Origin of the sequence: Pseudomonas nitroreducens (genome assembly GCF_010994165.1) — a bacterium.
Taxonomy (GTDB): Bacteria; Pseudomonadota; Gammaproteobacteria; order Pseudomonadales; family Pseudomonadaceae; genus Pseudomonas; species Pseudomonas nitroreducens.
This window is the reverse complement of record NZ_WMBX01000001.1, coordinates 83,205-96,264: the sequence shown is the minus strand read 5'-3', so window position 1 is coordinate 96,264 and position 13,060 is coordinate 83,205. Positions and strand designations below refer to the sequence as shown.

16 protein-coding genes are annotated in these 13,060 nt (G+C 65.3%); 6 read left to right on the top strand and 10 right to left on the bottom strand.

The features are described 5' to 3' along the window. Window positions 1-23 precede the first annotated feature (23 nt). The 3 genes from GJV37_RS00470 to GJV37_RS00460 all read right to left on the bottom strand — a co-directional run bounded on the left by GJV37_RS00470 (window position 24) and on the right by GJV37_RS00460 (window position 1,310). The gene (locus tag GJV37_RS00470) at window positions 24-383 is read right to left on the bottom strand and encodes a PilZ domain-containing protein (protein ID WP_024762632.1); all 360 of its coding nucleotides are present in this window, start codon (window positions 381-383) and stop codon (window positions 24-26) included. A 60-nt stretch (window positions 384-443) separates the two neighbouring features. Beyond that, on the bottom strand, window positions 444-866 hold the full coding sequence (locus GJV37_RS00465) for a DUF4124 domain-containing protein (protein WP_024762631.1): 423 nt from the start codon (window positions 864-866) through the stop codon (window positions 444-446). A 75-nt stretch (window positions 867-941) separates the two neighbouring features. Continuing rightward, complete coding sequence (locus GJV37_RS00460; RefSeq protein ID WP_193452073.1) at window positions 942-1,310, bottom strand: hypothetical protein; 369 nt, start codon at window positions 1,308-1,310, stop codon at window positions 942-944. Window positions 1,311-1,409: 99 nt separating this feature from the next. Here GJV37_RS00460 and GJV37_RS00455 point away from each other — a divergent pair, with 99 nt between their 5' ends. From GJV37_RS00455 to pyk, 3 genes are all read left to right on the top strand, one after another. Continuing rightward, a complete protein-coding gene (locus tag GJV37_RS00455; protein WP_193452072.1) occupies window positions 1,410-2,222 on the top strand; it encodes an outer membrane protein assembly factor BamD in 813 nt (270 codons plus the stop codon). A 100-nt stretch (window positions 2,223-2,322) separates the two neighbouring features. Then, window positions 2,323-3,231 carry a universal stress protein gene (locus tag GJV37_RS00450; protein WP_024762628.1) on the top strand — a complete coding sequence of 303 codons (909 nt, stop codon included), beginning with the start codon at window positions 2,323-2,325 and terminating at the stop codon, window positions 3,229-3,231. An 80-nt stretch (window positions 3,232-3,311) separates the two neighbouring features. Further along, window positions 3,312-4,763 (top strand): pyruvate kinase, encoded by a 1,452-nt coding sequence (gene pyk / locus GJV37_RS00445; protein WP_024762627.1) that lies wholly within the window; start codon window positions 3,312-3,314, stop codon window positions 4,761-4,763. Window positions 4,764-5,277: 514 nt separating this feature from the next. Here the strand turns inward: pyk and GJV37_RS00440 are convergent. Genes GJV37_RS00440 through GJV37_RS00430 form a run of 3 tightly spaced genes read right to left on the bottom strand, consistent with a single transcriptional unit; the run spans window position 5,278 to window position 8,146 of the window. Beyond that, the gene (locus tag GJV37_RS00440; protein WP_045211038.1) at window positions 5,278-6,051 is read right to left on the bottom strand and encodes an enoyl-CoA hydratase-related protein; all 774 of its coding nucleotides are present in this window, start codon (window positions 6,049-6,051) and stop codon (window positions 5,278-5,280) included. A gap of 36 nt (window positions 6,052-6,087) precedes the next feature. Beyond that, on the bottom strand, window positions 6,088-7,026 hold the full coding sequence (locus tag GJV37_RS00435; protein WP_084358730.1) for an iron-sulfur-binding ferredoxin reductase: 939 nt from the start codon (window positions 7,024-7,026) through the stop codon (window positions 6,088-6,090). Beyond that, a complete protein-coding gene (locus GJV37_RS00430) occupies window positions 7,019-8,146 on the bottom strand; it encodes a GGDEF domain-containing protein (protein ID WP_024762624.1) in 1,128 nt (375 codons plus the stop codon). The genes GJV37_RS00435 and GJV37_RS00430 overlap by 8 nt, the downstream gene beginning before the upstream one ends. 252 nt (window positions 8,147-8,398) lie before the next feature. On the opposite strand from GJV37_RS00430, the gene GJV37_RS00425 reads away from it, so the two are divergent. Further along, window positions 8,399-9,922, top strand: coding sequence for a fumarate hydratase (locus tag GJV37_RS00425; RefSeq protein WP_193452071.1), 1,524 nt, complete (start codon window positions 8,399-8,401; stop codon window positions 9,920-9,922). A gap of 131 nt (window positions 9,923-10,053) precedes the next feature. Here the strand turns inward: GJV37_RS00425 and GJV37_RS00420 are convergent, their stop codons facing one another. From GJV37_RS00420 to GJV37_RS00410, 3 genes are all read right to left on the bottom strand, one after another. Continuing rightward, the gene (locus tag GJV37_RS00420) at window positions 10,054-10,356 is read right to left on the bottom strand and encodes a ribbon-helix-helix domain-containing protein (RefSeq protein WP_017519692.1); all 303 of its coding nucleotides are present in this window, start codon (window positions 10,354-10,356) and stop codon (window positions 10,054-10,056) included. A gap of 33 nt (window positions 10,357-10,389) precedes the next feature. Next, on the bottom strand, window positions 10,390-10,971 hold the full coding sequence (locus tag GJV37_RS00415) for a DJ-1/PfpI family protein (protein ID WP_065084442.1): 582 nt from the start codon (window positions 10,969-10,971) through the stop codon (window positions 10,390-10,392). Between the two features lie 103 nt (window positions 10,972-11,074). Then, window positions 11,075-11,653 (bottom strand): DUF2846 domain-containing protein, encoded by a 579-nt coding sequence (locus GJV37_RS00410; protein ID WP_037014955.1) that lies wholly within the window; start codon window positions 11,651-11,653, stop codon window positions 11,075-11,077. A 187-nt stretch (window positions 11,654-11,840) separates the two neighbouring features. Here GJV37_RS00410 and GJV37_RS00405 point away from each other — a divergent pair, with 187 nt between their 5' ends. Further along, entirely contained in the window at window positions 11,841-12,110 is a 270-nt protein-coding gene (locus GJV37_RS00405) for a CopG family ribbon-helix-helix protein (protein WP_024762620.1), read from the top strand. Continuing rightward, complete coding sequence (locus GJV37_RS00400; protein WP_193452070.1) at window positions 12,101-12,388, top strand: type II toxin-antitoxin system RelE/ParE family toxin; 288 nt, start codon at window positions 12,101-12,103, stop codon at window positions 12,386-12,388. The genes GJV37_RS00405 and GJV37_RS00400 overlap by 10 nt, the downstream gene beginning before the upstream one ends. A gap of 7 nt (window positions 12,389-12,395) precedes the next feature. On the opposite strand, the gene GJV37_RS00395 is transcribed toward GJV37_RS00400, so the two are convergent. After that, window positions 12,396-12,983 carry a GNAT family acetyltransferase gene (locus GJV37_RS00395; RefSeq protein ID WP_193452300.1) on the bottom strand — a complete coding sequence of 196 codons (588 nt, stop codon included), beginning with the start codon at window positions 12,981-12,983 and terminating at the stop codon, window positions 12,396-12,398. Window positions 12,984-13,060 lie beyond the last annotated feature (77 nt).

The following is a 13,060-nucleotide window of genomic DNA, read 5'->3' as shown; positions in this document are numbered from 1 at the left end:
GATCGGTCAGCGCGTCCTGCGCTTCAGACCGACTCCACCTGCCGGCGAAAACTGAAATAACGGCGCAGCGCGTCGACCAGTTCGACGTACTCCGTCGGCGCCGCCGCCAGGCTGAAGCCCGAATCGTAGTTGCCCGGGTTGACGTCTTCGCGGCACCACTGGCAGGTGGCGGCGAACTCGATCAGCTGCAGCTTGCCGTCATGCCCCGGGATCTTCAGGCGCATTTCGAAGCGGCCACCCACCAGCATCGGCAGCTGGCTGATGAGGAGCAGCCCGTCCAGCGACACGTTGCCCAGGTAACCCATCGGTTTGTCGGTGATGCTGTTGAACACCTTCAGGTAGTAGGGCAGCTGATGGCGCTCGATATGTCGTTGATGACGCATAATGGCGTTTCGCTATGAGATATCGTCCAGTATGACGATGCTGCCCGCCGGGGGCCAGTCCTAACGACAACCTTCCGCCAGTCGTGCGCTAAGCGCCTGACGAGCGGCGTCGATCTGTGCATCGCTGTAGTAAGTCCTGTCGCCACTGCCGTCCTGCGAGAAGTAGCGCCCGCCATGACTGAGCGACTCCAGGTCATGACGCCACTTCGCACACTGCTGGTCCAGCTTGGCCTGCTGCTGCGCCGCCTGGCTCTGCGCGGCTGCGCTTTCATCTCGACGCGCATCGTAGAAGCGGCGGGTACGTTCCTCCCGCTCGCGGGTCGCCGCGTCACGTTCGACGACCTGCGGCTTGACCTCGACGCGTTGCGCCCCTGGCGGTGGTGTTTCGCTGAAGTGCACCTTTCCCTGAGCGTCGGTCCAGCGGTAGATATCCGCCGAAGCGAGCAGGGGGAAACACCAGGCGCAAAGCCACAGGGCGCGCATTCGTACCTCCTTGCACAAAGCACTCAAGAGATTAGCCAGCTAGCGGCCTGGCTCAAGTTCGCCACCGACCGGCGGTCAGTGGGTAGCCGGGTAGGTACGCGAATCGCCGGGCAGCCGACCGTTGAGACGCAGTGTCTCCAGGCGTGCCTTGGCCCGGTAAGCATACTCGCTGGTGGGGTAGCGGGCGATGATGAACTGGTAGGTCTGCGCCGCGTCGACGTAGAACTTCTCACGCTCCAGGCACTGCCCGCGCAGCATGGAGATTTCCGGCTGGATCCACGGCCGCGCGCGGGCCTTGCGCTCGGTCTCGGACAGCTCCAGTTGCACGCGCTGGCAGTCGCCGCTCTTGTACGCGCGGTAGGCGTTGTTCAGGTGATAGTTCATCGACCAGCTGGTGCAGCCGGTAACACTCAGCGCCAGCAGCGCGAGGAAAAGGGTTCGCATGGGCATATCCTCCGTTGGGAAGTGTATCGGCCCGTCTTGGCCGTACTGTAGCCCGCCACTAGACTCACGTGGACCTCGCCCTGGCGCAAAGGAGTTGCCATGCGTTTCGTCCATGCCCTGCCCCTCGTCATGCTGCTGCCCTGGCTCGCCGCCTGCGCCCCTACCACGCCGTTGTTCGTCGCGCAGATCACCACCGGTGAAGTCGCGGAGTACAAACAGCTCAAGAACAAGCGCATGACCGCCGCGGTGGAAGAAGAAGGCGACCTGCTGACCTACAGCGCCCAGGCCATCCGCGATGGCAAGAGCGCCGAGGCCGAAAAGCTCTACCTCACCGGCTACGACAACACCCGCTACAGCCCGGAAGTGCGGGCGATCGCCCTGTACCAGATCGGCCTGATCTACATGAGCCGCTACAACGACCAGCGCGATGACCAGAAGGCCATGGACTACTTCCAGCGCATCGACCGCGAGTTCCCCGGCACCCAGGCTGCCGAACATGCCGACGCGCGAGAGCTGATCATCCGCCAGCGCGCCAAGGACCCGGTGCAGAAAACCGCGAAGCAACTGTTGGCCGATTGGCAGCCGCAGTACAACCTGGACCTGAACAAGCCGACCCTCGATCCGGACATGACCCTGCTGTCACGCCGTGCCGTCCTCAAGGACCGTGTTGACGAGGCCGCGCAACTCTACCTGCTGGGCGCCAACGATTCAGCCATCCCGCCGGACATCCGCGAGAAGGCGCTGTACCAGCTGGGGTTGATGTACATGGCACAGGACAACCCCCACCCGGACCGCGAGAAGGCCATCGCCTACCTGCGCCGCCAGCTCGCCGAATTCCCCAACGGCGAGCTGGCCGACAAGGGCGCCCGCCATCTGGATCGTGCGCTGAACCAGACCTCGCCACGCAGTTGACGGCAAACCCGGCGCGCCGCTGAGCCACATCAAGGCGCACGGCAGGCGCCAGTGTCTACGCTTGCTCTGCATTGAGCGCAGAGCAAGCGAGGACTCCGCCATGAAGCTGCAGCACCTGCTCGTCATCATCGACCCGACCCGCGAGGACCAGCCCGCCCTCACCCGCGCCCGCTGGATCGCCCAGCGCTGCGGCGCGCGCCTGGAGCTGCTGGCCTGCGAATACAACCCGGCGCTGGACAACGCGCTGCTATTGGAGCGCGGCGACCTCGACGCCGCCCAGCGCAACCTGCTGGACGAACGCCTGGCCTGGCTGCAAGCGCTGGCCGAGCCGCTGCGCGACGGCGGCCTCGATGTGCACTGCCAGGTACGCTGGGGCAAGTCCCTGCACCACCAGGTCGTCCTCCACTGCGAGCAGACCACGCCCGACCTGGTCCTCAAGTCCGCGCACCACCACAGCCTGCTCAAGCGCCTGTTCCTCACCAACAACGACTGGCAACTGATCCGCCACTGCCCGCAGCCGCTGTGGCTGGTGCAGCATGGCGAGTGGGCCGGCAGGAGCCTGTGCGCCGCCGTCGATCCGCTGCACAGCGGCGACGTCCCCGCCACGCTGGACCATCGACTGATCACGGTGGCCCGCGAACTGGAGCAGCGCCTGCAACTCGACGCCCATTACCTGCACGCCTACATGGCCCTGCCGCACACCCTCGCATTCAACGCCGAACTGTTGGCCGACTATGAAAATTACGTACTGCGTACCGAGGCGCATCACCGCAAGGCCTTCGACGCCCTGCTGGCCAGTTATCCACAGATCGACCGCGCACGTACTCACCTGGGCCAAGGCTTCGCCGAGGAGCTAATCCCCACCTATGTAAAGGAGCACGGCATCGACCTGCTGCTGATGGGCGCTGTCGCCCGCGGCCAGCTCGACAACGCGCTGATCGGCCAGACCGCCGAGCGGGTCTTCGAGGAAGTCGAATGCGATCTGCTGGTGATCAGACCTGTCACCTGAAAGAGAGTAAGATGGCGCCCTGGCTGCCTCGGACCCGCTCTCGGGGCAACCTGACCGCTGCTTTCCCCTAGGAGTCCCGCATGTCCCTTCGCCGCACCAAGATCGTCGCCACCCTCGGCCCAGCCAGCAATTCCCCCGAAGTCCTGGAACAGCTGATCCTCGCCGGGATCGACGTCGCCCGCCTGAACTTCTCCCACGGAACTCCCGACGAACACCGCGCCCGCGCCCAGCTGGTACGCGATATCGCCGCCAAGCACGGCCGCTTCGTGGCGCTGCTGGGCGACCTGCAGGGTCCGAAGATCCGCATTGCCAAGTTCGCCAACAAGCGCATCGAACTGGCGGTCGGCGACACCTTCCGCTTCTCCACCAGCCACCCGCGCACCGACGGCAACCAGCAGGTCGTGGGCATCGACTACCCGGACCTGGTCAAGGACTGCGGCATCGGCGATGAGCTGCTGCTGGACGACGGCCGCGTGGTCATGGTGGTGAAGGAAGTGAAGGCAGACGAACTGGTCTGCGAAGTCCTGATCGGCGGCCCGCTGTCGGACCACAAGGGCATCAACCGTCGTGGCGGCGGCCTCACCGCGCCGGCCCTGACCGAAAAGGACAAGGCCGATATCAAGCTGGCCGCGAGCATGGACCTGGACTACGTCGCCGTGTCCTTCCCGCGTGACGCCAAGGACATGGAATACGCCCGCCGCCTGCTCACCGAAGCCGGTGGCACCGCCTGGCTGGTGGCCAAGATCGAGCGCGCCGAAGCCGTCGCCGACGACGAAGCCCTGGACGGCCTGATCCGCGCCAGCGACGCGGTGATGGTGGCCCGTGGCGACCTCGGCGTGGAAATCGGCGACGCCGAGCTGGTGGGCATCCAGAAGAAGATCATTCTGCACGCCCGCCGCTACAACAAGGCGGTGATCACCGCGACCCAGATGATGGAGTCGATGATCCACAACCCGATGCCGACCCGCGCGGAAGTCTCCGACGTGGCCAACGCCGTGCTCGACTATACCGACGCCGTGATGCTCTCCGCCGAATCCGCCGCCGGCGAGTACCCGGTGGAAGCGGTCAAGGCCATGGCACGCATCTGTGCCGGCGCCGAGAAGCACCCGACCACCAAGAAGTCCAGCCACCGCATCGGCCAGACCTTCGAGCGCTGCGACGAAAGCATCGCCCTGGCGGCCATGTACACCGCCAACCACTTCCCGGGCATCAAGGCGATCATCTGCCTGACCGAAAGCGGCTACACCCCGCTGATCATGTCGCGCATCCGCTCCTCGGTACCGATCTTTGCCTACTCCCCGCACCGCGAAACCCAGGCTCGCGTGGCGCTGTTCCGTGGCGTGGAAACCATCCCGTTCGACCCGGCCGCCCTGCCGCCGGAGCGCGTCAGCCAGGAAGCCGTCGACGCGCTGCTGCAGCGTGGCGTAGTGACCAAGGGTGACTGGGTGATCCTGACCAAGGGCGACAGCTACACCGCCCAGGGCGGCACCAACACCATGAAGGTGCTGCACGTGGGCGACCTGCTGGTCTGATCCTGCGTCAGCAACAAAAAGGCCGCCCTCGGGGCGGCCTTTTCATTTCCGTTGCAGGGACCTTGTTGGAGCGAGTTTGCCCGCGAACCAGGATCGCAGCAGGGGCTTGTTCGCGAGCAAGCACTGGGCGTGCCCCTCGGTCCTACGAAGAGCAAAAGCTCGTGCTGCTCAATTCCTGTCCAATCCGCGCCAAGGCCTATGGCGCCTGGCTTGCAGCGGTTGCATCAGAGCTTATCCACAACGCCTTCCACATCCACTGTGGGCAACCTGCACGGCATCGCTCAAATACCGCTCAATCCCCTGCAGGCCATGCGCGGCGTGGGTTCTGCAGGTTGCCCCAGAGCTTATCCACAACGCGTTCCACAGATTGTGTGGGCAAACTTTCCTGGCGATGCAGACCAGCGCGCTCCTGCGCCACCAGAGAATCCGGTTGGTGCTCCCTGTAGGAGCGAGCTTGCTCGCGAACATCCTGCCCAACGGCACCGATGCCAATCTGTACGCCGACAGGCAGCGCTTACAGGAACTTCGAGAAATCCGGCTGGCGCCGCTGGGTGAAGGCGCTCAGCGCCTCGTGGGCTTCTGGCGAATGCAGGCGCTGCACGAAATGCTGGCCCTCCTCCGCCACGACGCGGCGCAGCTCTTCGATGAAGGGCGCTTTCAGCAGGCGCTTGCTCAGCGCCACGGCGGCCGGCGGCAGTTGCTGGAAGGCCTGGCAGACCTCGCGGGCACGCTCCAACGCAGCCGCGCCATCGTCCAGTGCCTCATTGGCGATGCCGTAGGCCACGGCCTGCTCGCCGGTAAAACCTTCACCGCGCAGCAACAGGCTGGAAGCCTTCACCGGGCCGACCAGGCGCGGCACCAGGAAGCTGGAACCGAACTCCGGGCAAAGGCCGAGGTTGACGAAGGGCATCTTCAGCTTGGCGCCCTTGGCGATGAACACCTGGTCGCAATGCAGCAGCAGCGTCGTGCCGATGCCCACGGCCGGGCCAGCGACGGCAGCGACCACCGGTTTGGTGAACTCCATCAGCGCGCGCATGAAGCGGAACACCGCGCTGTCCGGGCCGCTGGGCGGTTCCTGGAGGAAGTCGACGATATCGTTGCCGCTGGTGAAGCACTCGGCGTTACCGGTGATCAGCACCACGCGCACCGAACGATCCTCCTGTGCCGCTTCCAGGGCATCGGCGAGCCCCGCATACATGGTGCGGGTCAGCGCGTTCATCTTGTCCGGACGGTTCAGGCGCAGGGTCAGCAGGCCCTCTTCGCGCTCGACGAGAATCTGTTCGCTCATGGCAAGTCCTTGTTGTTTTTGAGTGGAGCGACCGGTTCAGGCGTGGGGCAGGAACAGGTCGGCCAGGGTCTGGCCACGGGGCACGCCGCAGAGATAGAGGCGGCGGGCGAAGGCATCGACGCTGGCGGGATGGCCGCAGAGTAAGGCGAGGGTTCGCCGCGAAACAAGCCGGAGTTGCGCCAAAACCTCGGTCGACTCGGCCGTGGTCATCAGCGTGACCTCCAGCTCCGGGTGGCTGGCGGCCAGGGTTTGCAGGGGTTGGGCGAGGTAGTGGCCAGCACGATCATGGGCCTGGTGAATGACGCGGATCGGCCCGCTGTGATGCTGCCGCAGCGCTTCACGCAGGACGCCCCAGAGCGGTGCCAGGCCGGTGCCGGAGGCCATCAGCAGCAGCGGCCGCTCGTGCCATTCCGGGTCGTAGTGCAGTGCGCCTCCGCGCAGTTCGCCCAGGCGCACAGCGTCACCGATCTTCAGCTCACGGGCGAAATCGGCGAAGGCACCGCGCTCGCGACAGTCGATGTGGAACTCCAGCCAGGGATCGAGCCCCGGTACGCTGGCCAGCGAGTACGGCCGCGCAATGCCGTCGGCACTCCAGAGAATCAGGTGCTGCCCAGCGCCGTAGCGCAGCGGGCGTTGCGGGGCCAGGCGCAGGCGCAGCACGTCGGGGGCTGGCCAGTCCAGTTCGGCGACCGTGGCGGGCAGGCCGTCACGTTGCGGGTCGAAGGTTTCCACCGCAATGTCGCCGACCACCCGGCACTGGCAGGACAACCGCCAGCCCTGGTCTCGCCGTGCTGCATCAAGGGCGTCGGGCAGGGCATCGAGGACTTCGCCCTGCGTGCAACGTACCAGGCAGGCATGGCAACTGCCGGCCCGGCAACTGTAGGGCACAGCGATGCCGGCCCCGCGCAGGGCATCGAGCAGGTTGGTTCCGGGGCTGACCGAAAAGCGTTGCGATCCGGCCTGTATCTCAGGCACGCGTCCACTCCCATGCGGCATCGCAGCGGTTGCGTCCGCTGCGTTTCGCACGGTAGAGCGCCTGGTCGGCCCGTTGCAAGGCTTCGTCTAGATCGTCGTTGGCATCGAGCAGGGTCATGCCCGCGGAAAGGCTCAGGCTTTCGATGTTCACGCCCACCGGCTCTGCCGCGGCATAGGCCATCCGCAGGCGTTCACAGCAGGTGGTCAGGCGGTCGGCATCGGCGTTGGGCAGCAGCAGGACGAATTCCTCGCCGCCGTAGCGTGCCAGCACATCACCCTCGCGCAGGCAGGCCCGCGCCACGGCGGCGAAGGTCTGCAGCACGCGGTCGCCGGCGGCGTGGCCGTGAACGTCATTGATGCGCTTGAAGTGATCGAGGTCGATCAGCGCCAGGCCGTGGCGCTGGCCTTCGCGCATTTCTTCCAGCGCACGGCCGGCCAGACGGAGAAAATGCCGGCGGTTGAACAGACCGGTGAGTTCGTCGGTAGCGACCAGGTCTTCGAGCTGGCGCATCATGCCGCGCAACGTGTCCTGGTGCGCCTGCAGCGCATAGCGGCGCTGACGCATGCGTTGGCGCAGCGACTGCACATAGCCAGCGAACAGGCTCAGCCAGGTCAGCACGATAAACAGCACCAGCAACTGCAACACGGCCTGGGCCGGCAGTTGCAGGCGTTGCTGGAAGGCTTCGTGGAGGTTGAGCCCGGCAAAGGCGATGAAGGCCAGCGCCGCACAGCGGGCGAACACCCTGGGCTGCAACTGGAAGACACCGAACAGCAGGATCAGCACGTAGAGCACCATCAGCGTGCCGCGCGCGGTATCCACGTTGGCCAGGAACAGGGTGTTCCAGACCACCGCCACCAAGACCTGCGGCTCGGTCATGCTCGGGTCGGTGAAGCGCTGGTTGCGCCCGGTGAGGAATAGCCAGCCGAACACCAGCTGACTGCCGGCGACCAGCAGGGTGCAGGTCAGGGCGAAGCTGACGGGCGCGCGATAGAACTCGCCGAACACCGCCAACCACAACAACAGCAGCGCCAGGGCATAGGTCCCGAGGGCCATGCCGAATCGCCTGATGAGTAGTTTTTGTAAGGCGTGCTGCTTCAGAGGTGGTTTCAGCGTGCTCATGGGGCTCCGTCCCGTAATGGCACCTTGCCCTCACTCTACTATCAAAGCGCCCCAGTGCCTAGCCGATCGGAATGTGGGCGGCCCTGGCAAGGTTCAGAGTCCATCTGGGACCAAGGTCGGATCGCTGGCGGGTGCGCGGCGAGCGGCCGCGGCGGTATACTACGGCGCCTTTTTTCGCCGCAGCCGTGTCGGCGAATTCCCGATGTAACAGGCCCCATGCCTGTACTACCCGCCTGAAGAGGACCGTGCTCCATGGCCGTGATCAAGCAAGACGACCTGATCCAGAGCGTCGCCGATGCCCTGCAGTTCATCTCCTACTACCACCCGGTTGATTTCATCCAGGCCATGCATGAGGCCTACCTGCGCGAAGAATCGCCGGCCGCCCGGGACTCGATGGCGCAGATCCTGATCAACTCGCGCATGTGCGCCACCGGTCATCGCCCGATCTGCCAGGACACCGGTATCGTCACCGTGTTCGTCCGCGTGGGCATGGACGTGAGCTGGGCCGGCGCCACCATGAGCGTCGACGACATGATCAACGAAGGCGTGCGTCGCGCCTACAACCTGCCGGAGAACGTCCTGCGCGCCTCCATCCTGGCCGACCCGGCAGGTAGCCGGAAGAACACCAAGGACAACACCCCGGCGGTGATCCACTACTCCATCGTCCCCGGCAACACCGTGGAAGTGGACGTGGCGGCCAAGGGCGGCGGCTCCGAGAACAAGTCGAAGATGGCCATGCTCAACCCGTCCGACTCCATCGTCGACTGGGTGCTGAAGACCGTTCCGACCATGGGCGCCGGCTGGTGCCCGCCGGGCATGCTCGGCATCGGCATCGGCGGTACCGCCGAGAAGGCCGCGGTGATGGCGAAGGAAGTCCTGATGGACGAGATCGACATCCACGAGCTGAAGACCCGCGGCCCGCAGAACAAGATCGAGGAAATGCGCCTCGAGCTGTTCGAGAAGGTCAACCAGCTGGGCATCGGCGCCCAGGGCCTGGGCGGCCTGACCACCGTGCTCGACGTGAAGATCATGGACTACCCGACCCACGCCGCCTCGCTGCCGGTCTGCATGATCCCCAACTGCGCCGCCACCCGCCACGCACACTTCGTGCTCGACGGCTCCGGCCCGGCCGAACTGGAAGCGCCGTCGCTGGACGCCTACCCGGAAATCGTCTGGGAAGCCGGCCCGTCCGCGCGCCGCGTCAACCTCGACAGCATCACCCCCGAGGAAGTGCAGAGCTGGAAGCCGGGCGAGACCATTCTGCTCAACGGCAAGATGCTCACCGGTCGCGACGCTGCGCACAAGCGCATGGTCGACATGCTGAACAAGGGCGAAGAGCTGCCGGTGGACCTGAAAGGCCGCTTCATCTACTACGTCGGCCCGGTCGATCCGGTCGGTGACGAAGTGGTTGGCCCGGCTGGCCCGACCACCGCGACCCGCATGGACAAGTTCACCCGCCAGATCCTCGAGCAGACCGGTCTGCTGGGCATGATCGGCAAGTCCGAGCGCGGCCCCATCGCCATCGAGGCGATCAAGGACAACAAGGCCGTCTACCTGATGGCCGTGGGCGGCGCCGCCTACCTGGTCGCCCAGGCGATCAAGAAGTCCAAGGTCCTGGCCTTCGCCGAACTGGGCATGGAAGCGATCTACGAGTTCGAAGTGAAGGACATGCCGGTGACCGTCGCGGTCGACACCCATGGCGAGTCGGTGCACATCACCGGCCCGGCCATCTGGCAGAAGAAGATCGCCGAGAACCTGGCGGTGGAAGTGCAGTGATCACTGCATGACCGCCCCATGAAAAAGCCCGGCCATGTGCCGGGCTTTTTCATGGGTGAATGTCTGTGGCTTCGATGCAGGGGCAGGCCGATCGCGGATGAGTCCGATCCCGTAACGGTCGGCAGCAGGGCTCAGGCGCTGCGCGGCACCCGGTTCAGCTCCACGACGTTGTCACGGCGCTGGGCGAGGAAGCGCGTACAGCTCACCCGCAGGAAGGAAGCGAAGTTCACCACCTCCCCGCGATAGTCCATCACCTCGTCATAGAGCTTGGCGATCAACTGGTTGGTGGTCATGCCGTCCACCTCGGCGATCTCGCGCAGGATGTCCCAGAACTGGTTCTCCAGGCGCAGCGTGGTGACCACGCCACGGATGCGCAGCGAGCGGGAGCGCGACTCATAGAGGATCGGGTCGGCCTTTACATAGAGTTCGCACATGGACGGCTTCTCCTGCTTCGGGAGCGGGCAAGTTTACAGGCTGATCCTGGTGCCCAGTACGTCGAGAAACTTCGCCAGCCAGGCGGGGTGCGCCGGCCACGCGGGCGCGGTGACCAGGTTGCCGTCGACATGGGCGGCGTCCACCGGGATGTCCACGTACTCACCACCGGCCAGCGTGACTTCCGGGCCACAGGCCGGGTACGCACTGCACGCGCGCCCCTTGAGCACGCCAGCAGCGGCCAGCAGCTGGGCGCCATGGCAGACGGCGGCGATGGGCTTCTTCGCGGTGTCGAAGGCTTTCACCAGTTCGATCACCTTCGCATTCAGCCGCAGGTATTCCGGGGCGCGGCCGCCGGGGATCAGCAGCGCGTCGTAGTCGTCGGCGCGCACATCGGCGAAGTTGGCATTGAGGGCGAAGTTGTGACCCGGCTTCTCGCTATAGGTCTGGTCGCCTTCGAAATCATGGATGGCGGTACGGATGCTCTGGCCGGCCTTCTTGTCCGGGCAGACGGCGTGGACGGTGTGCCCGACCATCAGCAACGCCTGGAACGGCACCATGGTTTCGTAGTCTTCGGCGTAGTCGCCGACCAGCATCAGGATCTTCTTCGCGGCCATCTGGGGCATCCTCCCGGCAGGGCCCCTCCGTGGCGGCGGGGCATGCGGGAGAGCTTAGACAGTCACGCTGGCGGCGGGGTAATACGCCGCTACTACAGCACGGTCAGAGGCCGATGCGCTCGAAGAAGCCCGGCCCTTCGACTTCCTTGCCACTGGCGGCGATGCTCACCGGCTCCTGCACCTGGCGCGTGGCGGGGATTTCCCGCGAGCCCAGCTCCTTGCCCACCAGTTGCAGGGGGCCAGCGCCCTGGCCGGCGGTGTGCTCGTATTTGGGTGGCGTGTGGGTTTCGTCGTAGCGCAGGTAATAAACCTCGCCGGCGCGGGCCTCCAGGGTGAAGCCGGCGATCAGGGTGAAGTCCAGACTGCCACCGGCGAAGAAGGTCCAGAAGCTGCCCAGCAGCGGGCGGCGCATCTGTAGTGGATAACTGCCGGGGGCGAAGTGCAGTGTGAAGTAGCCGTTGCTCGGCAGGCTGCCGATCAGCTCGTTGTTGAGGAACAGCCCCGGCGCTTCCAGTTCTTCATCGGACCACTGGTTCTGCGGCCGGTAGAGGTACACCGTAGCCTGCTGCGAATCCGCGGGCTGCGCACTGTACGGCGGCCCATCCACCGCGCCGAAGAAGGCGCCGGGCGAACTGCAGCCGGCCAGCATCAGGAGAAAGGCGCACAGGGCCAGTCGGAGCATGGAAAGTCCCTCTTATGGTTATGCCCGGAGCATAACCACCGCGCGTGAGCTTGCCACCCGTCGAAAGTCCGGGTCGAAGAGCTCACACAAACGCCAGGGCGAGCCCCGCTCATCCCAACCTGTTTGACACTGCTGCACCCAGAGCGAAGTATTACCCGGTATTACCTTTAACTACACAGGTGCCGCCATGGCCACTTCAGTCAAACTCGACGAGGAAATGCTCGCCCGCGTCCGCGAGCTGGCCGAACTGCGCCAGCGCTCGCCACACTGGATCATGCGTGAAGCCATCGGCCAATACGTCGTGCGTGAAGAGCAGCGCGAGAAGCTCAAGCGCGACACCGAGCAGGCCTGGGAAGAATTCCAGGCGACCGGCCAGCACGTCACTGCCGAAGCGGTGGAGAGCTGGCTGAACAGCTGGGGCGATGAGGACGAGCAAGCCGCACCAAAATGCGAGTGATCTACGCGCCCGCGGCGCTTCGCGACCTCGACCGCCTGCGCCGATTCCTCCGGGAAACCAACCCCACCGCCGCCCGCCGTGCCGGCCAGATCATTCTCCAGGCCACCCAGGCGCTGGGGGCCTATCCGCAGATGGGGCAACTGATCGATGACCTGCCGATCGAATTCCGCGAATGGCCCATCGACTTCGGTGACAGCGGCTACATAGCTCGCTACCACATCGATGGAGAAACACGGGTCATCCTCGCGATCCGCCACCAGCGCGAAGCCGGTTACTGAACCCGAGTCAGCTCAGTTCCTTTAGCCAGAACATCATCGATTTCGCAGTCTCTCGCTGCCCTCCGATATCGCGCCAGTGGTATTCGATCCGCAGGGAGGGCTGCGGAGTGAAGCCGCGCTGCAGCCAGAAGGCGTCCGGTGAGCGATAACCGGCAGGTCGCGCGGCATGCTCCGGTGGTCGCCGAAGAGCGCAGAAGGCCGCCCAATCGAAGCGTCCCAGGCCACGCGCAAAGCGCTCGCGCTCCTCGAAGAAACGCAGGTCGAAAGCGGTGCTGCGGTACTCCGGCAGAACCACCGACTCGCCGAAATAGAAGATTCGTTCCGGGTTCCAGCCCTGCGCGAGGAGCGGTTGCTGGAGAGCCTCGGCCTCGTCCACCAGCGGCAGCCCGGTCGAAGCCCCCACTACCCGGCCCTCATCGATCACCAGTACGCACAGACTCCAGGCCGAGCGCACATGGCTGTCGAGGTATCCGGCTTCGTATTCCGGGCCGCCGTCGTAGAGGTACGGATAATCACGGAACACGGTGATGCGCAGTCGCGCCAGATCAACGATGAACGGGCGAAGGGCGCCGCCGCTGAGTAGACGGAACTCGATGGGCATGGTGGCTTTCTTCCGCAAGGGGCCGCAGCGGCGGCACTGCAGAAAACCTAGCACCGGCAGCGCAGGTCGGC